This window comes from Winogradskyella poriferorum, assembly GCF_050618035.1.
In the GTDB taxonomy this organism is placed as follows: Bacteria; Bacteroidota; Bacteroidia; order Flavobacteriales; family Flavobacteriaceae; genus Winogradskyella; species Winogradskyella poriferorum_A.
This window is the reverse complement of record NZ_JBODPY010000003.1, coordinates 223739-243118: the sequence shown is the minus strand read 5'-3', so window position 1 is coordinate 243118 and position 19380 is coordinate 223739. Positions and strand designations below refer to the sequence as shown.

The 19380-nt window shown below is 34.8% G+C and carries 20 protein-coding genes and 1 tRNA gene; 11 read left to right on the top strand and 10 right to left on the bottom strand.

The annotated features are described in order from the left end of the window. Window positions 1-14: 14 nt before the first annotated feature. The 6 genes from ACRHOC_RS08490 to ACRHOC_RS08465 are packed head-to-tail and all read right to left on the bottom strand — an operon-like array spanning window position 15 to window position 4129. Window positions 15-941 carry a septum formation inhibitor Maf gene (locus tag ACRHOC_RS08490; protein ID WP_431158176.1) on the bottom strand — a complete coding sequence of 309 codons (927 nt, stop codon included), beginning with the start codon at window positions 939-941 and terminating at the stop codon, window positions 15-17. 29 nt (window positions 942-970) lie between these two features. After that, the gene (locus tag ACRHOC_RS08485) at window positions 971-1564 is read right to left on the bottom strand and encodes a Maf family nucleotide pyrophosphatase (RefSeq protein ID WP_431158175.1); all 594 of its coding nucleotides are present in this window, start codon (window positions 1562-1564) and stop codon (window positions 971-973) included. 3 nt (window positions 1565-1567) lie between these two features. Next, window positions 1568-2494 (bottom strand): geranylgeranylglycerol-phosphate geranylgeranyltransferase, encoded by a 927-nt coding sequence (locus ACRHOC_RS08480; RefSeq protein ID WP_431158174.1) that lies wholly within the window; start codon window positions 2492-2494, stop codon window positions 1568-1570. Window positions 2495-2501: 7 nt separating this feature from the next. Further along, complete coding sequence (locus ACRHOC_RS08475) at window positions 2502-2816, bottom strand: hypothetical protein (RefSeq protein ID WP_431158173.1); 315 nt, start codon at window positions 2814-2816, stop codon at window positions 2502-2504. Window positions 2817-2820: 4 nt separating this feature from the next. Beyond that, a complete protein-coding gene (locus tag ACRHOC_RS08470) occupies window positions 2821-3354 on the bottom strand; it encodes a KdsC family phosphatase (protein ID WP_431158172.1) in 534 nt (177 codons plus the stop codon). Further along, window positions 3341-4129 (bottom strand): Rossmann-like and DUF2520 domain-containing protein, encoded by a 789-nt coding sequence (locus ACRHOC_RS08465; protein ID WP_431158171.1) that lies wholly within the window; start codon window positions 4127-4129, stop codon window positions 3341-3343. The genes ACRHOC_RS08470 and ACRHOC_RS08465 overlap by 14 nt, the downstream gene beginning before the upstream one ends. 67 nt (window positions 4130-4196) lie before the next feature. Between ACRHOC_RS08465 and mscL the strand changes: the two genes are divergently transcribed. From mscL to ACRHOC_RS08430, 7 genes are all read left to right on the top strand, one after another. After that, entirely contained in the window at window positions 4197-4640 is a 444-nt protein-coding gene (mscL, locus tag ACRHOC_RS08460) for a large conductance mechanosensitive channel protein MscL (RefSeq protein WP_431158170.1), read from the top strand. Window positions 4641-4747: 107 nt separating this feature from the next. Further along, complete coding sequence (ccsA, locus tag ACRHOC_RS08455) at window positions 4748-7945, top strand: cytochrome c biogenesis protein CcsA (RefSeq protein ID WP_431158169.1); 3198 nt, start codon at window positions 4748-4750, stop codon at window positions 7943-7945. A gap of 67 nt (window positions 7946-8012) precedes the next feature. Further along, the gene (locus ACRHOC_RS08450) at window positions 8013-8201 is read left to right on the top strand and encodes a hypothetical protein (protein ID WP_431158168.1); all 189 of its coding nucleotides are present in this window, start codon (window positions 8013-8015) and stop codon (window positions 8199-8201) included. A 282-nt stretch (window positions 8202-8483) separates the two neighbouring features. Then, a complete protein-coding gene (locus ACRHOC_RS08445) occupies window positions 8484-8774 on the top strand; it encodes an alkyl hydroperoxide reductase (protein ID WP_431158167.1) in 291 nt (96 codons plus the stop codon). Next, window positions 8759-9136 (top strand): DoxX family protein, encoded by a 378-nt coding sequence (locus ACRHOC_RS08440; protein ID WP_431158166.1) that lies wholly within the window; start codon window positions 8759-8761, stop codon window positions 9134-9136. The genes ACRHOC_RS08445 and ACRHOC_RS08440 overlap by 16 nt, the downstream gene beginning before the upstream one ends. 5 nt (window positions 9137-9141) lie before the next feature. After that, window positions 9142-9564: a hypothetical protein gene (locus tag ACRHOC_RS08435; protein WP_431158165.1), complete on the top strand. Its 423-nt coding sequence runs from the start codon at window positions 9142-9144 to the stop codon at window positions 9562-9564. A gap of 121 nt (window positions 9565-9685) precedes the next feature. Then, entirely contained in the window at window positions 9686-11092 is a 1407-nt protein-coding gene (locus ACRHOC_RS08430; protein WP_431158164.1) for an MATE family efflux transporter, read from the top strand. A 56-nt stretch (window positions 11093-11148) separates the two neighbouring features. On the opposite strand, the gene ACRHOC_RS08425 is transcribed toward ACRHOC_RS08430, so the two are convergent. After that, on the bottom strand, window positions 11149-11886 hold the full coding sequence (locus ACRHOC_RS08425) for a bacteriorhodopsin-like (RefSeq protein WP_431158163.1): 738 nt from the start codon (window positions 11884-11886) through the stop codon (window positions 11149-11151). A 104-nt stretch (window positions 11887-11990) separates the two neighbouring features. Here ACRHOC_RS08425 and ACRHOC_RS08420 point away from each other — a divergent pair, with 104 nt between their 5' ends. Together ACRHOC_RS08420 and ACRHOC_RS08415 are read left to right on the top strand one after the other, a co-directional pair. After that, the gene (locus ACRHOC_RS08420) at window positions 11991-12863 is read left to right on the top strand and encodes a Brp/Blh family beta-carotene 15,15'-dioxygenase (RefSeq protein WP_431158162.1); all 873 of its coding nucleotides are present in this window, start codon (window positions 11991-11993) and stop codon (window positions 12861-12863) included. A gap of 38 nt (window positions 12864-12901) precedes the next feature. Then, complete coding sequence (locus ACRHOC_RS08415; RefSeq protein ID WP_431158161.1) at window positions 12902-14044, top strand: trans-sulfuration enzyme family protein; 1143 nt, start codon at window positions 12902-12904, stop codon at window positions 14042-14044. On the opposite strand, the gene ACRHOC_RS08410 is transcribed toward ACRHOC_RS08415, so the two are convergent. Genes ACRHOC_RS08410 through ACRHOC_RS08400 form a run of 3 tightly spaced genes read right to left on the bottom strand, consistent with a single transcriptional unit; the run spans window position 14028 to window position 18277 of the window. Further along, a complete protein-coding gene (locus ACRHOC_RS08410) occupies window positions 14028-14720 on the bottom strand; it encodes a DUF2490 domain-containing protein (protein WP_431158160.1) in 693 nt (230 codons plus the stop codon). The two genes, ACRHOC_RS08415 and ACRHOC_RS08410, sit on opposite strands and share 17 nt — an antisense overlap. A 53-nt stretch (window positions 14721-14773) precedes the next feature. Beyond that, window positions 14774-16411: a phosphoenolpyruvate carboxykinase (ATP) gene (gene pckA / locus ACRHOC_RS08405; protein ID WP_431158159.1), complete on the bottom strand. Its 1638-nt coding sequence runs from the start codon at window positions 16409-16411 to the stop codon at window positions 14774-14776. Between the two features lie 27 nt (window positions 16412-16438). Beyond that, window positions 16439-18277: an SLC13 family permease gene (locus ACRHOC_RS08400; RefSeq protein ID WP_431158158.1), complete on the bottom strand. Its 1839-nt coding sequence runs from the start codon at window positions 18275-18277 to the stop codon at window positions 16439-16441. Between the two features lie 241 nt (window positions 18278-18518). Between ACRHOC_RS08400 and bshB1 the strand changes: the two genes are divergently transcribed. Further along, window positions 18519-19238 (top strand): bacillithiol biosynthesis deacetylase BshB1, encoded by a 720-nt coding sequence (gene bshB1, locus ACRHOC_RS08395; RefSeq protein ID WP_431158157.1) that lies wholly within the window; start codon window positions 18519-18521, stop codon window positions 19236-19238. 60 nt (window positions 19239-19298) lie between these two features. Next, a tRNA-His gene (locus ACRHOC_RS08390) sits at window positions 19299-19374 on the top strand. The last annotated feature ends 6 nt before the right edge of the window (window positions 19375-19380 follow it).

The following is a 19380-nucleotide window of genomic DNA, read 5'->3' as shown; positions in this document are numbered from 1 at the left end:
TATAGCCTTAAAAACTATTCGAGTTTTAGTGTCGCTCTAAGACTTTCATCAATATTACTGTTCTTGCTCCAATACGCTGATTTAATAGATTTTAATTTAGTGGCTTTAGTGGTTAAAGTCTTTGCATTAGCACCATATCCACTTACCGTTGTTTCTTCCCAACTGGTTATTTCATGTGGGAAAGTGGTATTAAAATTTATTTCAAGACTCCGATTAAGTGTAGGATATGAAATCATATAAGTGCCATCTTTCAATACAGCATAAGCATCATAAGCTTTAATTTCGGCATGTCGTAATCGTGTGAATTCTAATGACGGTAAAATACTTATGTCTCCAGTAGGTAAGCTTGTTGGATCAATTCTCAGTTTGGTAAAAAGTTCATTTTCTGTCCAAGTCTTTCCAATACTATAATTTTGGTCTGCTTCACCTTGGAAGTAGGAGTGTGCTGTAATTTCGAATTTACCCCGATTGTTTAATTGCGCATAAACATGACCACACCATTCTTGAATGGAAGCAGAAACTTTAAGAGCATGCTGATTATTAGCAACGGGATAAAAAGTACTTTGCATAATAAAGTACGGATAAATTCCGGTATTAAAGTTTTTGGTTGCATTCAATTTTAAAACAGGGATATTTGTCTTACTATAATTATCGGCTTTTACCTGTACTTCTGGTAAAAAGTCTTCGGTAACAAAAACGAGTACAGCACTACCTTCTCTCATCTCACCATAACGTGCTTGTTCGAGTTTGTATGACGTAATTTCGGCCTCACCATTATACCAATAATCTTTAAATTCTTTGGAGAGTTTAGTTTTTGGACGTTTAGGTTCTGGTGTCGTCTCAACCGTTGCAATCTCCTTCAATGTTTCAGTGTTGTTTTCTTGGCAAGCACTAAAAACAATTAAACAGAATCCCATCAGGATTAATGATAATTTATTCATAAGACGTTGTTTTTTGCAAAGTTAAGACCCTAAATATCTGCAGCAATACGATTTAACGTTTCGTATAGTAAATGGGTAGGTAAACCTACAACATTATTGTAGGAGCCTTCAACTTTTATTATAGCAACAGCACCAATCCATTCTTGGATACCATAAGCTCCAGCTTTATCGAAGGGTTCAAAATTATTAATGTAGTACCAAATCTCATCATCAGTTAGTGCTCTAAATGTTACTTTAGTTGTAGTACTAACAAGGTTTTGTTTATGAGTTTGTGTGAAACAAATCGAAGTGACCACATCGTGCGTTTTACCACTCATGGATTTAATCATTCTAAAGGCGTCCTGAGCGTCTTTTGGTTTTTCGATAGCGGTATCCTCCAACCATACAATGGTATCACTCGTAATAAGAATATCGTTGTGCTTTAGTGTGGCTCTAAAAGGTTCAGCTTTGAGCTTTGCCAAATAATCGGTGATTTCTCCAGATTTTAAGGTTGAGGGGTAGATTTCCTCAACTGGATGTTGTTCAATCTTAAAATCAATATCCATAACTCTAAAAAATGCGTGACGACGCGGTGATCCCGAAGCTAAAATGATATTGAAATGCTTTAATTTTTCTTTTAGCATAATTTATTTGAGAACATATTGGTACAAAATCATGGACAGCATGCCAGAAAGCATTATTAGCTTCAATATAAAACTTAAATGACTGTAGTGTGATTTTTTTTCAGCATTAAATAGTTTAATACTCACATAAATAAGAGGGCCTAGAACAAAAAGTAAAAAGTACCCAACCATAAGTTGTTGCTTAAACATGTACTGGACGAGATAATAAATAATCGCACCAATAGGTATTAAAGACACTATAAAGGCAATGTTATTTGCACGCTCTCTACCAATAACAACTGGTAAAGTTTCTATACCAGCATTATAATCTCCATCAATATCCTCTATATCTTTAATGAGCTCACGAATAAGATTTATTAGAAAAGCAAATATGGCATAGTCTCTCACAATTTCAAGAAATGCTTTTTGAGCGGATTGATTTAATTCGGTCATAATCGGTAAGAGCTCAAAAATTCCAACAATAAATATAGATAGTGCTACTATAATTGAAACGACCACATTACCTACAACGGCTATTTGCTTTAAAGCTGTAGAGTATAAATACAGTATAGCAGAAGTAATTACAAAGAGTACAAAATAACCCGGTTTACTAATACTATTGGCAAGAAAGAAACCTGCACCTACACCTAAAATATTAAAAGCTATAAAGAGGTTGAAACCAACCTTCTCGGATATATGTTTATTGATTATTAATTTTTCTGGTTTATTAATTTTATCGGTGTCAATATCACTAATGTCATTAATAATATAGCCTGCGGCCGCGATGCATGTGGTGGCTAAGACTAAAACAAAGAACTCGAAATCGGTTAGTGCTGTAAATACACCGAAGGTCGTTTTAAATGGTACTAATAATGCATATTTAATTAGACATTGCACCGCAATTATCATGATTAAATTTTGCCAACGGATTAGATTTAAAAAATGAATCATTCTTTGTTTATCGAGATAAGATTTGATTGATTAAATAATAGGCGACATAAGCGACACCTGCAAAAACGACTAAGCTCACTAGCGTTGTTCTTATAAACAACTTACGTTCTTCCTTTCTAATTTTTTCTTTTATTCTATGCTTTGCTTCTTTGCTAAGATCTTTATGCAAGAAATGCATTTCGTAATGTAAATGTGCTTCGAGATCGAGTTTCTCTTTATACACAGAGAAAGGTGTTTTTGATGTTTGGTTAAAGGTAGATTGGTTATTTCCAAAACCTATATATCCAAAACCTGTACTATGCCTTCTACTGCGCCTGCGCATCTATCTAATCGTGTTTAGCATCAAAATTTTTATTCCATTTCCCATGGACTTTCAAGACCTGTTCTATTACATCTCTAACGGCACCTTTACCACCATTTTTATGGGATATGTATTTGGAAACAGCTTTTATTTCTGGCACGGCGTCTTGAGGGCAACAAGGCAATCCAATAATCTTCATTACCGGTAAGTCTGGTATGTCATCACCCATGTAAAGTACCTGCTCTGGTTTTATATTGTAGATGTCTAAATATTCGTCTAATTGATCAACTTTATGATGGGCACCAAGATAAATATCAGTAATACCCAAACCCCTTAAGCGTTTTCTAACACCTTCATTTGATCCACCCGAAATGATACAAACATTAAAACCCTGATCGACTGCAGTTTTAAGGGCAAAACCATCTTTTATATTCATTCTTCGAAGCATTTCGCCATTGGTGGTAACCGTAATGGTACCGTCTGTTAAAACGCCATCAACATCAAAAATAAAGGTGGTAATGTTTTCTAGATATTCTTTATAACTTTTATCGTTGTCCATGTGTCTTTTTAATGGCTTTAGTTAGCAATTCGTATATCGCTTTATGCTCTGGATTTTCAATCTGTTTTAAATGCCTTTTTATTGTTCTTTTATCATTCCGTTTAGCAGGTCCTGTCTGCGCTTTATAAGGCGACATATTTTGAACCTTTTTTGAGGTTTCTAGAATTAAAGGTTTTAAGATATCAAAATTTATGCGTTTAGCATCACTGATTTCATGAGAAACTCTATACAACTGATTCACAAAATTATTTACAAAAACAGCACATAAATGTAGGGTCTGACGTTGTTCTGTACTTATTTTATACGATGTACAACCAAGTGCATCGGATAGTGCGTTTAAAAGATCGAAGCTTTCTTTATCAAGAGCCTCTAAACAGATAGGAACTTCATTAAAATTCAAAGAAGCGTCTTTGGTAAATGATTGTAAGGGATAGAACACACCACGTTTTAATTTCTTATCAAGCTGATGTATAGAAACACTACCAGAAGTGTGTACAACAAGGCTGTTATCAAAAGGTAGGGCCGAAGAAATCTCTGCAATACTATCATCACTAATCGCCAGAATATAAACGTCTGCTTCAACAAGATCTTCGAGGCTATCTGTTACATTGACTTCATTTTTAAACGAGCTTACTTCACTGTAAGATCGATTATACCATTGCACAACTTTAATACGCTCAGCAATTTTAAATGCTTGGTAGAGATGGTTGGCCAGGTTTCCCGCTCCTAATAATACAACTGATATCATGGCGTAAAAATAGTAAGATTTAATCATCTTGCTTACTAGTTTATAACAAATGGAATAACTTTAACCTTCCAATTATTATACAAACAAGAATCAAATGAAACTATTTAAAGAATTTAAAGAATTTGCGGTTAAAGGCAATATGATGGACATGGCCATTGGTATTATCATTGGTGCATCATTTAATAAGGTAATCGATGTTTTGGCCAAAGAAGTTTTACTACCACCTTTATCGCTTTTATCGGATGGGGTAAATTATCAAGACAAAAAAATTGTTCTAAGAGATGAGGTTGCTGACGCTGTAGGTGTAGTTTCAACAGCTGAAGTGGCTATTGCATATGGGCATTTGATTGAGGTGCTTTTAGATTTTTTAATCATTGGATTTACAGTATTTATTGTTGTAAAATTTATGAATAAACTACGTCGTAAATCGCAAGATATAAGCGATGAGACTGTTGTTACGCCAAAAGATATTGAGTTGTTAAGTGATTTAAAGGTGCTTATGGAAGAACAAAACAATTTGCTTAAGGCTGGTAAATAATCATATTTATTTAAGGATAATTTTAACACATATTGCTGTGGCTTTACACTTATATAAATCCTTAAAATACGTTATCTTTGCACGAGCTTAAAAACAAGCCTGAAACTATGCAAAAGAAGATATTCAATTTCCTGTTTTCCACACGTCTTACCGCAGTTTTATTTATAGTTTTTGCAGTCGCCATGGCTACTGGGACCATTCTAGATCGTAATATGGATACCTCTCCAACGCCATACACAAGACAGCTTATTTATAATGCTTGGTGGTTTGAAGCTATTATGGTCTTTTTTGTCATAAATTTTGTGGGTAACATTTTTAGATATCGTCTTTTGAGAAAAGAGAAATGGGCCACGCTTGTTTTACACTTGTCCTGGATTTTTATTTTGGTAGGAGCCTTTGTGACGAGATATATTGGTTACGAAGGCATGATGTCTATTAGAGAAGGCGCTACTGAAAGTGAATTTTTATCTCAGAAAACATACATAAAGGGTAGAATAGTTGGAGATTTTCAAATTAATGGGCAGTTACAGCAACGCAATATTGAAGAGGCAGTTGATTTTTCACCACGTTTACAGAATGATTTTGATGAGACCTATGATTATGGAGGTACTCAGGTGAATATTAAACTCAAAGAATTTATAAAAGGCGCCGAGAAGGATATTTTACCTGCAGAAACAGGTGAGCGCTACCTAAAAATTGTTGAAGCAAGTGGAGGGCAACCACATAATCATTTTTTAAAGGACGGCGATATCGCGAATTTACACAATGTCTTAATCTCTTTAAACAACTATCAAGAAGGTGCAATAAATATTACCGATACCGAAGATGGGCTATTCATCAACTCACCTTATGAAGGTGAATATATGACCATGGCTACAATGGCTCAGGGTAAACTTGTTAAGGATAGTCTTCAGCCTTTGTATTTGCGTTCACGTTATATAATTGGTAGTATGCAAATGGTTTTTCCAAAGCCAATCATAGAAGGTAAATTCGGAGTGGTTAAGAAGTCTGAGATTCTTAAAAATGATGCTGATGGTATTATTCTAAGTGTTACTGCAAATGGATTAACTGAAGAAGTTGGACTTATTGGTGGTCAAGGAAATTATAACGGATTTGAAGAATTTGAAGTAGGAGGTTTAGAGATGGCCTTACAATATGGTTCTAAGGTATTAAGTCTACCTTTTGAAGTAAAGCTCAATGATTTTATTGCCGAAAAGTATCCCGGAACAGAGAATGCTTATTCTTCATATGAAAGTAAAGTAACGGTTCTTGATAAAGAGAAAGGTGATTTTGATTATCACATTTATATGAATAATATCCTCGATCATAGAGGTTATAGGTTCTTTCAAGCAAGTTTTGATCCAGATGAGAAGGGAACGATTCTATCAGTTAACCATGATTTATGGGGAACGTATCTTACTTACATCGGTTACATACTTCTATATGTTGGATTATTAGCTATAATGTTTGCACGTCACACAAGATTTGATGAATTAAGAAAGCGTCTCGAAAAGCTAAAAATCAAAAAAGCTAAACTTGTTACAGTATTAGCCTTAATGTTTAGTATAAGTGGTATGGCTCAAGAGCATTCTGAAGGTGATGGCCATGATCATTCACCTGGTTTAAGGCCAAAAGAAGCGCAAATAGATTCTATTTTAAGGGCTAACATCACTCCTAAGGAACATGCTGAGAAATTTGCTAAAATGGTGATTCAGGATTATAGCGGTCGGATGATGCCAATGCACACTTATGCCTCTGAAATGATTAGAAAGCTAAGTAAGAAAGAGACTTATGGTGATTTTACTGCGACACAAATTTTCTTATCTATTCAAGAAAGCCCTCTGTTGTGGTATAATGTACCCATCATCTACTTAAGACCAAGGAAAGCTGATTCGATAAGAACCCTAATTGGAGTGGATTATGACCAGAAGTACGTAAGTCTTCTCGATTTCTTTACACCTGATGGACGAAATAAATTAGGGCCATATATTGAAGAAGCTTACAAGGCGCAAATACCAAATGGTTTTCAGAAAGAAGTTAAAGAGGCCTATGGGAGATTAGGCTTGTTATCTGACGCTATTGAAGGACGATCCATAAAAATCTTTCCTGTGCCAGATGATGAAAATAATACTTGGATATCCTCTTTAGAATTTAGGGAAGGAAATTATAGAGATAAAATAAAGGATAGCCTTTATGGTAATTTTATAAATAATGGATTTAGTGCCTATTTAGTTACACTGAATAATGCAAAGCAAACTGGTGATTTTTCAAAGGCAGAGGAATTGCTTACAGGTATCAAAAAAACGCAAGAAAAATTTGGTGCAGAAGTCATGTTACCAGATGAAAAGATAGACGCAGAAATCATGTACAACAACTATGATATCTTCAAAAAGTTGTTCAGTTGGTACATGTATGCGAGTACAGTGTTATTCATTTTAATTATTGTACAAATATTTAAATACCGAAGTAAATGGCTAGATATAGCAGTAAAAACTTTTATTGGAATTATAGTGTTTCTTTTTGCCCTGCATATTGCAGGTCTAGGCGTACGTTGGTATTTATCTGGGCATGCACCTTGGAGTGATGCTTATGAATCCATGATTTATGTGGCCTGGTCAGTGATGTTGTTTGGACTGCTTTTTGGGAGAAAGAGTAACCTTACTATTGCCTCCTCCGCATTTGTTTGTTCAATGATTTTAATGGTAGCCCATTGGAATTGGATGGATCCTGCAATTGCGAACTTACAACCAGTATTAAAAGGATATTGGCTAATGATTCATGTATCTGTTATTGTAGCCAGTTATGGACCTTTTGCAATTGGGATGATATTAGGAGTTGTGGTACTTCTACTTATGATTCTTACTAACAAGGAAAATAAGGCTAGAATGGATATTAATATTAAAGAGCTAACGATTATAAATGAATTGGCACTAACCGTGGGTCTTGTTATGCTTACTATTGGTAACTTCCTTGGTGGTATGTGGGCTAATGAAAGTTGGGGAAGATATTGGGGATGGGACCCAAAGGAAACATGGGCTTTAATTAGTATTATGATTTACGCTTTTGTAATTCATATGCGTCTTGTTCCAGGTTTGAGAAGTAAATGGTTGTACAATCTTATGTCGGTCATAGCCTTTGGTAGCATTTTGATGACCTATTTTGGTGTGAATTTCTATTTATCTGGATTGCATGCCTATGCCAGTGGAGATCAGATACTGAGTTTTCAATTTATTGCGATAACACTGGTTGTTATTGCTATTTTGGCCTTTTTTGCACATAGGAAGTATAAACTATTTTATAAATAATAATCAAAAATTAATTACGCTTTTTTAATATATCGACGCGTATTTTTAGTAATTTAATCCTGTCAATATGAATTTCTTCAAAAAATTAGGGACTGCCAACTTGTTTATGCTCATTCTATGTGCTGTTATTATACTTGTTGCAGAATATTTATTTCTAAGTGGAGATCAAATGCATGGATTGTTTATTGGTCTTTGGGCACCTACCTTGCTTGGGGTTATGATTTATCTAAAACTCGTACGCGATGGAAGGGAATGATATAGTATTTTGGTTTTCGGTCGTTGTCATTTTACTCGTCGTACTCTGGGCTATTTTAATGATTAGAGCTTATAATAAAGTAGAAAACGATCATTAAAGTACTTCCTTTTAGGGAAAGATTTTTTACCGGATTTTGTCCTACACTAAATTATATGAGCTTTAAATAGCTCTTCTTTTATTACATTAATATGAAGCTTACTTTACGTTTAGCAGCACTTTATAACCTACTCTGGGGCGCTTGGGTTGTCTTATTTCCTAATCATTTTTTTTGAATTGGTTGGTATGGATACTTTAAATCATCCAATGGTTTGGCAAGGTATGGGAATGGTTATTGGTGTTTATGGTCTTGGTTATTGGTGGGCCTCATACAACCCTATGAGACATTGGCCTATAGTTGCTGTAGGGTTTTTAGGCAAGATTTTTGGACCTTTAGGATTTATATTTAATTATTTAAATGGTGATGTACCTTTTGAGTTTATTTACACCTTAATTACGAATGATTTCGTTTGGTGGATTCCATTTTATCTTATCTTAAGAAAAGTACATAAAGACTATAAATGGCAACTAACTTAAAAAAATATGCGCGCTATTTTCTAATTGGCTTTTACTTAATTGCCGGAAGCAATCATTTACTTAATCCACAGATGTATACAGAATTAATTCCGGATTATTTGCCTTATCATACCCTTATAAATTATGTTAGTGGTCTGCTTGAAATTAGTTTAGCCCTAGGTGTTGCATTTACAAAAACAAGATATTATGCTGCAATTGGAATCATATTAATGCTTTTACTCTTTATACCATCTCATTTGTTTTTTATCAAAACTGGATCTTGTGTTGAAGGCGTTTTATGTGTGGCGCCATGGGTAGCTTGGTTGAGGTTAGTGGTGTTTCATCCATTACTAGTGTATTGGGCATGGCTGGTTAGAAAGTAATAGGTATGGTATTAGAATTACTTAGATTAATTATCGATTTTGGATTTATGGTTCTTATTTGGGCTGTGCAATTGGTTATTTATCCCAGTTTTAAATATTATAATAGTTCAAACCTTATCCTATGGCATCAAACCTATACTAAACGCGTTACTGTAATTGTTTTGCCTTTAATGGTTACACAGCTCTTATTAAGCGTTTTTCATTTTTTTGAAATTTTAAATTGGTATAGTATTGTTAGTTTCGCTATAATTCTAATGCTTTGGGCACTGACATTTTTAATTTTTGTACCGCTTCATGTAAGTATAGATAAAGGAAATCCAGCTGAAAATGTTTGTGTTAAACTCGTTCAAAAGAATTGGGTTAGAACATGCCTTTGGAGTCTTTTATTTTTTATTTCGTTGTTCTATTTCCTGTCTATTCAAAAATAATGTGCATCTTTGTGTCATTATGATTGCATAATTATACATCCTCCGAATACAAGATTACCAACTGGGTAATTGAATGCTATGTTGTATTGCATAGCCAATGCTAACCTTTATTTTTCACATCATGCAATCTAACAATCTCTCAATAAAACAAATATTACATTACTTTAAAATTGCTGTAACAGGCAAAGAACAAGATTTCACTACAGGCAGTATTAGAAAAGCTGTATTTATGCTTTCTATTCCGATGATTCTTGAAATGCTCATGGAATCTATATTCGCTATTGTAGATATCTTTTATGTTTCTCAGGTCAGTGTGAATGCGGTTGCTACCATTGGACTTACAGAATCTGTAATCACCTTAGTCTATGCTGTAGCTATAGGATTAAGTATGGCCGCTACGGCAATCGTTGCACGACGAATTGGTGAAAAAGACAATGAAGGTGCATCCCAAGCTGCGGTTCAGGTCATTTTCTTAGGTATTGGAGTTGCTGCTATTATTAGTGTTATCGGTATTCTTTTTCCAAAAGACATATTAAGTCTTATGGGTGGAGAGCCAGATCTTATAGAGGAAGGATATGGCTATACGCAAGTGCTATTAGGTGGTAATGTTACCATTATGCTTCTATTTTTGATCAATGCGATATTTAGAGGCGCAGGTGATGCTTCTGTTGCCATGTGGGCCTTGGTCGTATCTAATGGATTAAATATAATTTTAGATCCTCTTTTTATTTTTGGATTAGGACCAGTACCAGAATTTGGTGTTAAAGGCGCAGCAATAGCGACAACAATAGGTAGAGGTACAGCAGTTATCTTTCAATTATTGGTGCTTTTTTACGGCTGGAGTAGGATAAAAATTGGATTTAATGATATTGTCTTGCGACTTGGTGTTATGTTGAATTTAATAAGGGTTTCTCTTGGTGGTATTGGTCAATTTTTAATAGGTACTTCTAGTTGGGTGTTTTTAATGCGTATTATGAGTGAATTTGGTAGTGAAGTTCTAGCAGGTTATACCATTGCAATTCGCGTTATAATGTTTACAATGATGCCAGCATGGGGAATGAGTAACGCTGCAGCAACTTTAGTAGGTCAAAATCTAGGTGCCTTAAAGCCAGATAGGGCAGAGCAATCTGTATGGAAAACCGGTAAATATTCGGCAATTTTTATGGGTATGGTCTCTGTTTTTTATCTTGTTTTTGCACCCCATATTATTGGATTGTTCACAACTGTTCCTGAGGTTATAGTAAATGGAGCACTGTGCTTAAGGATTATTGCTGCAGGATATATATTCTATGGCTATGGGATGGTAATTATCAATGCCTTTAATGGTGCTGGTGATACTAAAACACCGACTTATATCAACTTCTTTTGTTTCTGGCTATTTCAGTTACCAGTTGCCTATGTATTGGCTTTAACCCTAGAATTGGGTCCGTTGGGAGTGTTTTTGGCTATAACACTTGCGGAAGTTTTAATAACCGTTTCTGGTATACTATTATTTAAGAAAGGTGGTTGGAAAGCGACTAAAGTATAAAAGAAAAAACCTCCTTATTAGGAGGTTTTTCTTTCTTTTCCATTTTTTTATTGAGCCTATGCGTCTGCAGTAGCCGATGAATTTACAGCAAGTCCGTAAACTACTAAACCGAATCCGATTTTGTTCACGGCGTCACCTATGTTATAAATTACATCCATATTTAAGCCTAAGTTAGCTAATCCATCGTACCATCCTGGTGTTCCTGCCATGTATCCTAATGGATAAATAGCCCATCCTACCAATACGAACCAACATAATGTTTTGTGTGCATTTAGTACAGCACCACCAGCTTGCTCAGCTAATTTCTTAGCCTCACCAAACCAGATCATGTAGGCAATGATAAAGTATGCGATACCTGAAATTAGACCCCAGAACCATGCTTGATCTCTGTAGACAGCCTCACCGAAGTATCCTGTTACTAACATTACAACAGACCAGAAGATTAATTTCCACATTAGTGATTTCTTCGCACCTGCTACTTTGAGGATGAGATAGAACTCAACACACATTAACGGTACTGTTAATACCCAGTCAACATACCTAAAGAATGTTGGAGATTCTGCATTAGAAGCCCAATAATCTCTCATGTACCAGTAGTGCACTGCTGCAATAAAAGTAATTAATCCTGATACCAGAATTGAAGTTCTCCACTTCTTATCAAAAGTGTTCATTGATAAAAAGAAAAAGGCCGAAGCCGCCATCATTGCCATACATCCTACGAAGAATGTAAAACCAACGTAGTCATCAGTAGCAATTTTGCTTACGTCAGCTAATAAAATGGTTAGTAATTTCATGTTATAATAATTTTGTTTAAACAAATGTAATATAAGTTGAACAATAAATGTTTAAAATTTTCATAAAAAAATTTAACAATTTTAAATTTGAATACCTTTGTAATGTGAAATCTTCAATTTTTCGACTTTTTTTAACAGTATTTCTCCTTTGGCTTACTTTAAGACTTAACGAGGCCTATGAATCTTATTTGGCCTATATATTGGTCATAACTGTTGGTATTTTTCATGGCTCAAATGATATCTCCCTGATTCAATTTTTAAAAAAAGACTCTTCAGAACACATTAAAAAGTATTTGTTTTTTTATGTCTTACTGGTTGTCATTACCTGTTTGATATTTATCAATATCCCATTAATAGCACTTCTTATTTTTGTAGGGTTTAGCTGTTATCATTTTGGTGAACAACACTTTCATCATTTATTGAAGGATCAATTTTTAATCGGGCAATTATTTTTTACAAGCTATGGTATATTAATATTTGGGCTCATATTTTATTTTAATCAAGAAGACACAAGTGCCGTTATATTAGAATTATCAGGAGCCCAACTATCCATGCCCTATTACTTAAGTTTTTTACTTTTAGGTGTATTGTCTACGCTCACTTTTGGTTATATCAATAGAGCTAATTTTAATGATGATATGGAGCTATTTAGGGAGTTGTTTTTAATCCTTCTCTTCGCGCTATTATTTAAGATTGCTACACTGCTTTGGGCATTTGCCATTTATTTTATTGTCTGGCATTCCATACCTTCTTTGATTGATCAAATTGAATCGTTGCATGGCCGTTTACACTTTAAAAGTCTTATAAAGTACATTCAATCGTCTTTGTTGTATTGGATGATTTCAATAGTAGGATTGGTACTTGTTTACTATTTAGCTCAAGAACTAAATATTCAGTTTATAACTTTATTTTTTGCCTTTTTAGCTGCCATTACGATTCCTCATGTGATAGTAATGTATTATCTCAATAAGAAGTAATATCTTTACTTTTTTAAGCAGATTCAATATTATTTAACATGACGAAGTTTGGTTTAAACACGATATGTACACACGTTGGTGAGGTTAAAGATGAACAATTTAAAGGTGCTGTCTCCCCAATGTATTTAAGTTCATCTTATGAGTTCCTAGATGTAGACGTTAAGCGCTATCCACGATATTTTAATACACCTAATCAAGAGTATCTCTCCAAGAAAATAGCTGCATTAGAAGGTGCAGAAGACGCGATTATTTTTGGATCTGGTATGGCTGCAATTAGTACTATGTTTTTGGCTTTTCTACAGAAAGGGGACCATTTAGTAGTTCAGAATACTTTGTATGGTGGAACGGTAAATTTTATTAAGGAAGAGTTTCCAAAATATGGTATTGAATACACGTTTACAGAGGGTTATGACGTGGATGATTTTGAGAATGCAATACAACCTAATACCAAGTTAATACATATTGAAACGCCTTCAAATCCTTTAATGACCATAACGGATATGAAAGCTATTTCTAGTCTTGCCAATTCGAATGGTATTTTAACTTCAATGGATAATACTTTTGCCTCACCTGTAAATCAAAATCCTTTAGATTTTGGTATTGATATGGTAATGCACTCTGCAACAAAGTACTTTGGAGGCCATAGCGATATTTGTGCAGGAGCTGTAGCAAGTTCATCTCAGCACATTGAGCGTATTTGGAATGTGGCTAAGAACCTTGGTGGTAGCTTAAGTGATATGACGGTTTGGATGCTAGAGAGAAGTATGAAAACCTTAGGCCTTAGGGTGAAGGCTCAGACAAAAAATGCAACAAAACTGGCCAAGTGGTTAGAAAAACACCCTAAGATCTCTAAAGTTTATTATCCAGGTTTAAAATCACACCCTGAGCATCAACTGGCAAAGTCACAAATGAAGGGATTTGGCGCTATGTTATCCTTTGAACTTAGTGAGGAATTAGATTCCTATAAATTTCAGAAACAACTCAAATTAATTAAATCGTCCATGAGTTTGGCTGGTATTGAAAGTACTGTGATATCACCGCATTTAACCTCACATGCTTTGCTTACTCAAGAAGAACGCGATAAAGTTGGGATTAGTGATCAGCTTATTAGATTCTCAGTTGGTATAGAAAGTATAAAGGATTTAAAAAGAGATATTAATCAGGCTATAGATGCGCTATAGGCTGACTGATTTTGCGAGTATCAGTCGTTATACTCACACCGATGATCAATCTGTTTAAATTGTTTTTTCGGATATGTTGTTTCATGTATCCAAGTTGAATTCTTGAATTCTTCATAACATTTAGACCTATTCCAGCGTAAAATCTATTCTCATGAAAAACTTGGTCTTGAAAATTGATAAATGGTTCTTCTGAAAGTACTAAGGAAAATGTCTTATTTATTTGATAGTTAAATTGAATACGATATCGAAACCTGTTTTGTAATTCCCAACCCGAATTAAACTCTAGAAATCGTTGTTCTAATCGACTACGATGAGATACATTAAATGCACCGAGTTTATGAGATTTTGAGTATTGTTGAAATAAACGGTGTTCATGTACATTGGGTTCGTCATCAAATTCAAAAACGGTATCGATATCAACATAGGCATAGCCAAACCCTAAGCTTTGCTTATTTTTCATATGATAAGTCCCTCCGATAGAAACATAAGCCAGATTATAATTTGAAGAGGCTTCATATAATCTTAGCTCAGCATATGGGTTAACACTGAATCTTTCATTTATTCTATGACTACTACTGTAAGAATACCACGAGCCTAAATAGTCTTCGGAAATGTTCTGTGAATTGAGATTTAGAGAAATGATTAAGGTGGAAAATATAAAAAATAGTGTCCTCATATTAATTGAATATGAAAGAGCCCATTTCTGGGCCCTTTCTTATCATGGAATTATTAAACATGGTCACCCAAATGATGATGTTCATCAATCAGTGGACCGCCTTCTATAATCTCATTAGACGCTTCACTCGCAAATTTTTCAAAGTTTAAGTGGAACGAATGTGCTAGTTGAATAGCTTTACTTATATAAGCACCTTTTTGTAACCAAGTGTTCATAGGATCTAGCATTTCTGTAGGAACGTTTGGACAATATTTAGGCATATTTAAACCAAAAATTGGATGTTGCTCATAATCAACGTTATCTAATTCTCCATTTAAAATGGCTGTGATCATTGCTCTTGTGTACTTAAGTTTTATACGAGAACCAACACCGTATGGTCCGCCACTCCATCCTGTATTCACTAACCAGACGTTTACGCCAGCTTCTTGCATTTTTTTACTCAACATCTCTGCATATTTGGTTGGGTGTAATGGCATAAAAGGTTCGCCAAAACATGCAGAGAATGATGGTACAGGCTCAGTGATACCAGCTTCTGTACCTGCTACTTTAGCTGTATATCCAGAGATAAAATGGTAAGCAGCTTGTCCAGGAGATAACTTAGAAACAGGAGGTAATACACCAAAGGCATCACAGGTTAAGAAAAAGATATTCTTAGGATTATCAGCGTAAGAAGGTGTTTGAATATTATCAATATGATAAAGTGGGTAACTTACTCGTGTATTCTGTGTTATTGAGCTATCAAAGTAATCAACCTCGTTGTTTTCATCGAAGATTACATTTTCTAAGATAGCACCCGGTTTAATTGCTCTATAAATGTCCGGTTCTTTTTCCTCTGTAAGATCTATACATTTTGCATAACAACCACCTTCAAAATTGAAGATTCGGTTTTCAGCGGTCCAGCCATGTTCATCATCACCAATGAGTTTTCTTTCTGGGTCGGCAGACAATGTTGTTTTACCTGTACCAGATAGTCCGAAGAAAATGGCAGTTTCACCATCTTCACCAACGTTAGCTGAACAGTGCATAGGTAATACATTTTTATCAACAGGTAATATCATATTTAAGGCAGAGAAAATACCTTTTTTCATTTCACCTGTATAAGCTGAACCACCAACTAACGCTATCTTCTTAGTAAAATTAAGGATAGAAAAGTTACCTTGTCTTAGACCATACTTCTTAGGATCTGGACATTCATATCCAGGAGCACAGAGAACTAACCATTCTTCTTCAAATGATTGTAATTCTTCTTCTGTTGGTCTCAAAAACATGTTGTAAATAAACATATTTGACCATGGGTATTCTGTAATGGTTCTTACACCCATTCTGTATTTTGGATCAGAACAAACAAAACCATCTCTTACAAAGATTTCTTTTCCGCTCAAATAAGCTTCTATTTCAGATTGTAAAAAGTCAAAATTCGCAGGGGCAATACCTTTATTAGTTTTTCCCCACCAAACACGATCTCTTGTATAATCATCTTTTACTAAAAATCTATCTTGAGGAGAACGACCCGTAAACTTGCCAGTATTAATGGCTAGTGTACCATTGGCTGTTTCTTTACCCATTCCCTTTTCAACTGTAATTGCTTGCAACTCTTCAGGTGATAAATTCCAATGTGCTTTTGTGTCTTTAAGACCATACTTTGTGAGATCTCTAGACGTCTTTTTTGATTCTTTTAATAATGTTTCCATGAGTTAAAAATTTTATTTTCACTTCAGTTAAAATGGCCATATTAGTGGCACTAATAATAATGTTGTTATTAAGAACAATAGGAGCAAGGGTGCACCTACACGTACATAATCAATGAATTTATAACCACCTGCAGTCATTACCATTGCATTTGTTGTAGTACCAACAGGTGTTAAAAATGCTGTTGAGGCACTTATGGCTACAGCAATCATAAATGGCGCAGCAGATAGTGACAGTGTATTCGCCGCAATGATGACAATGGGCGCCATAAGAACAGCTGTAGCAGAATTATTTATCACTTGGCTAAAACCAGTGGTTAATAAAAATACACCTGCCAATAATGCTACAGGATGGAGGCTTCCTAAAGAATTGACCAGACTTTCGGCTATAAGTTGAGCTGTGCCAGTTTTTTCTAAAGCAATACCCATAGGAATCATAGCAGCAATCATGACAACACTTATCCAACTTATGCCTTTATAGGCTTTGCTGATTGGAACACAACCAGAAATAAGTACAATACCCGCGCATATAAGTGCTGCTACAGCCCCTGGAACAAGTTTAAAGACCAATAGTACGATCATAAGTAAGAGGGTAAATAATGCGATGTAGGATTTGTAAGTGAGATTAGTTACTGTTTTGGACATGCCCTCAGGACTGCCACAAATCACCAAATTTTCATGATGAACCTTGAGTTGTTCTATATCTTCCCAAATTCCTCTCACAAGAAATGCGTCCCCTGCCTTTACAGTTATTTCTCGCTCTGAAACTGGTTTATTATTTCGAGATGCTGCCATCAACTGCACACCAAATCGCTTGAAGAATCGTCCAATTCTAATTTTTCTACCTACGATTATAGATTTTGGGGTTACCAATATCTCAGCCATACCAACCTCTTGATTTATAAGATTATTTCTTAATTCATCGGCAATTGGCTCTAGAGGTAAAAGACCTAATCTAAATTTAATCATCAAAGCATTTATAGCAGGTGTATCTCCTTTTACTGTAATAATATCATGATACTTGAATTCTGTATCATCATCAGGAAATTCAATAAATGGGTCATTTCCTTTTATGCGACTAGGATGTCTTCTTTTAATCCTTATAATAGATACGTTGTGATTATTTTCAAAACTCCAATCTTTAATCTGAGTGCCAAGTAGAGGAGAAACTGATCTCACTCTTAGTCGGTAGTAATCATCATTTACTTTATAGGCTTCAATCCATTTATGCAAGGTACTACTGATGTCAACCGGTTTATTATTGGTCTGATTACTTGGTAATAATTTATGACCAACAAACCTAAAATAAAGAAGTCCAATAATGAGTAACGGAAGTCCGATTAGGCTAAATTCAAAAAATGAAAAACCTTCTAAACCGCTCTGTAGCATAGTATTGTTAACAATAATATTTGGTGGTGTACCAGTTAAGGTAAGTAAGCCGCCAGTATTTGAACCAAATGCCACAGGCATCAATAATTTTGAAGGTAAGGTTCCAATACTCCATGCTGAAGAGATGGTAACTGGCATTAAGGTTGCAACAGTCCCAGTATTACTTACAACTCCAGATAATAGACCAGATCCCAAAGTTGTAATGACTAAAAGTTTAGTTGAACTTTTACCTGCAAGATTTATGAATTTTTCACCAGCCATTGCTGTCCAGCCTGTTTGAGATAGTCCTTCTCCAATTATAAAGAGTGCTGCAATCATAATTACTGTCGGATTGCTAAAGCCACTCAAAGTTTCATCTAAAGTGAGTATACCAAATAGAAAAAGGCTAAGCATTGAGAGCAATGCGATAATATCTGGTGTGAATTTCCCCCAGATAAATAGGATAATAGTGATGATTAAGATGATAAGCATTAAAGTCATTTCTATAGTGTTTTTAATTACACTTTTAAAGTTAGAAATACTTCTGTAAAGTTAATGGCAAGACCTTCGAATAAATATGACTAATGTCATGCTTTAAGCTTATTATGAAGTTTTCAATTATACGTACGATTGTATTAGAAATAGGACAGTATTTTTATACGATATCGATTGCGTTTTAAAAAGAAAACACGATTCTATAGAGTTTTTAATATTTTTGATAATTGAGAAAAAAGAAAATTACATGAAACTAGATATTTTGGCCATTGGAGCTCATCCAGATGATGTGGAATTAGGTTGTGGAGCAACCCTTGCGAAGGAAGTAAAAAATGGTAAAAAAGTTGGAATAATTGATCTCACTCGTGGAGAACTTGGCACAAGAGGTACAGCTGAAACAAGAGATACAGAGTCTTTTAACGCGGCCAAGATATTAGGAATTCATAGTCGTTATAATATGCAGTTTGCTGATGGCTTTTTTATTAATGATAAGTCACACCAGATAGAGCTTATTAATATGATTAGATTTTATAGACCCGAAATTGTGATTTGTAATGCTATTGAAGATCGACATATCGATCACGCAAAAGGAAGTCGTCTAGCTAGTGATTCCTGTTTTTTAAGTGGTCTGAGAAAAATTGAGACGGTTGACAATAATGGTGAAGCACAGGAAGCTTGGCGTCCTAAAGCTGTATATCATTATATTCAATGGAAAGATATAGATCCGGATATCGTGGTGGATGTTTCAGGTTTTATGGATTTAAAAATGGAATCCGTTTTGGCCTATAAAACACAGTTTTACGATCCAAATAGTGACGAACCTGAAACACCAATATCAAGTAAAAATTTTACAGACAGTATAGAATACAGAGCTAGAAATTTAGGCAGAATTGTAGGTGCAGAATTTGGAGAGGGCTTTACAGTGGAGCGTTATCCTGCTGTAGATTCATTATGTGATTTAAAATAAGTAGCTAAAACGCTTTGCAGAAAATTGTAAATAATTTACATTTGCAGTCCTATTTAAAATGGTGGTTGTAGCTCAGTTGGTTAGAGCGCCTGATTGTGGTTCAGGAGGTCGTCGGTTCGAGACCGATCTTCCACCCAAAAAG

Excerpts from the sequence above, each read along its gene's own strand:
- ACRHOC_RS08490 (WP_431158176.1), bottom strand. The coding sequence starts at position 941 with ATGAATAAATTATCATTAATCCTGATGGGATTCTGTTTAATTGTTTTT.
- ACRHOC_RS08485 (WP_431158175.1), bottom strand. The coding sequence starts at position 1,564 with ATGCTAAAAGAAAAATTAAAGCATTTCAATATCATTTTAGCTTCGGGA.
- ACRHOC_RS08480 (WP_431158174.1), bottom strand. The coding sequence starts at position 2,494 with ATGATTCATTTTTTAAATCTAATCCGTTGGCAAAATTTAATCATGATA.
- ACRHOC_RS08475 (WP_431158173.1), bottom strand. The coding sequence starts at position 2,816 with ATGCGCAGGCGCAGTAGAAGGCATAGTACAGGTTTTGGATATATAGGT.
- ACRHOC_RS08470 (WP_431158172.1), bottom strand. The coding sequence starts at position 3,354 with ATGGACAACGATAAAAGTTATAAAGAATATCTAGAAAACATTACCACC.
- ACRHOC_RS08465 (WP_431158171.1), bottom strand. The coding sequence starts at position 4,129 with ATGATTAAATCTTACTATTTTTACGCCATGATATCAGTTGTATTATTA.
- mscL (WP_431158170.1), top strand. The coding sequence starts at position 4,197 with ATGAAACTATTTAAAGAATTTAAAGAATTTGCGGTTAAAGGCAATATG.
- ccsA (WP_431158169.1), top strand. The coding sequence starts at position 4,748 with ATGCAAAAGAAGATATTCAATTTCCTGTTTTCCACACGTCTTACCGCA.
- ACRHOC_RS08450 (WP_431158168.1), top strand. The coding sequence starts at position 8,013 with ATGAATTTCTTCAAAAAATTAGGGACTGCCAACTTGTTTATGCTCATT.
- ACRHOC_RS08445 (WP_431158167.1), top strand. The coding sequence starts at position 8,484 with ATGGATACTTTAAATCATCCAATGGTTTGGCAAGGTATGGGAATGGTT.
- ACRHOC_RS08440 (WP_431158166.1), top strand. The coding sequence starts at position 8,759 with ATGGCAACTAACTTAAAAAAATATGCGCGCTATTTTCTAATTGGCTTT.
- ACRHOC_RS08435 (WP_431158165.1), top strand. The coding sequence starts at position 9,142 with ATGGTATTAGAATTACTTAGATTAATTATCGATTTTGGATTTATGGTT.
- ACRHOC_RS08430 (WP_431158164.1), top strand. The coding sequence starts at position 9,686 with ATGCAATCTAACAATCTCTCAATAAAACAAATATTACATTACTTTAAA.
- ACRHOC_RS08425 (WP_431158163.1), bottom strand. The coding sequence starts at position 11,886 with ATGAAATTACTAACCATTTTATTAGCTGACGTAAGCAAAATTGCTACT.
- ACRHOC_RS08415 (WP_431158161.1), top strand. The coding sequence starts at position 12,902 with ATGACGAAGTTTGGTTTAAACACGATATGTACACACGTTGGTGAGGTT.
- ACRHOC_RS08410 (WP_431158160.1), bottom strand. The coding sequence starts at position 14,720 with ATGAGGACACTATTTTTTATATTTTCCACCTTAATCATTTCTCTAAAT.
- pckA (WP_431158159.1), bottom strand. The coding sequence starts at position 16,411 with ATGGAAACATTATTAAAAGAATCAAAAAAGACGTCTAGAGATCTCACA.
- ACRHOC_RS08400 (WP_431158158.1), bottom strand. The coding sequence starts at position 18,277 with ATGACTTTAATGCTTATCATCTTAATCATCACTATTATCCTATTTATC.
- bshB1 (WP_431158157.1), top strand. The coding sequence starts at position 18,519 with ATGAAACTAGATATTTTGGCCATTGGAGCTCATCCAGATGATGTGGAA.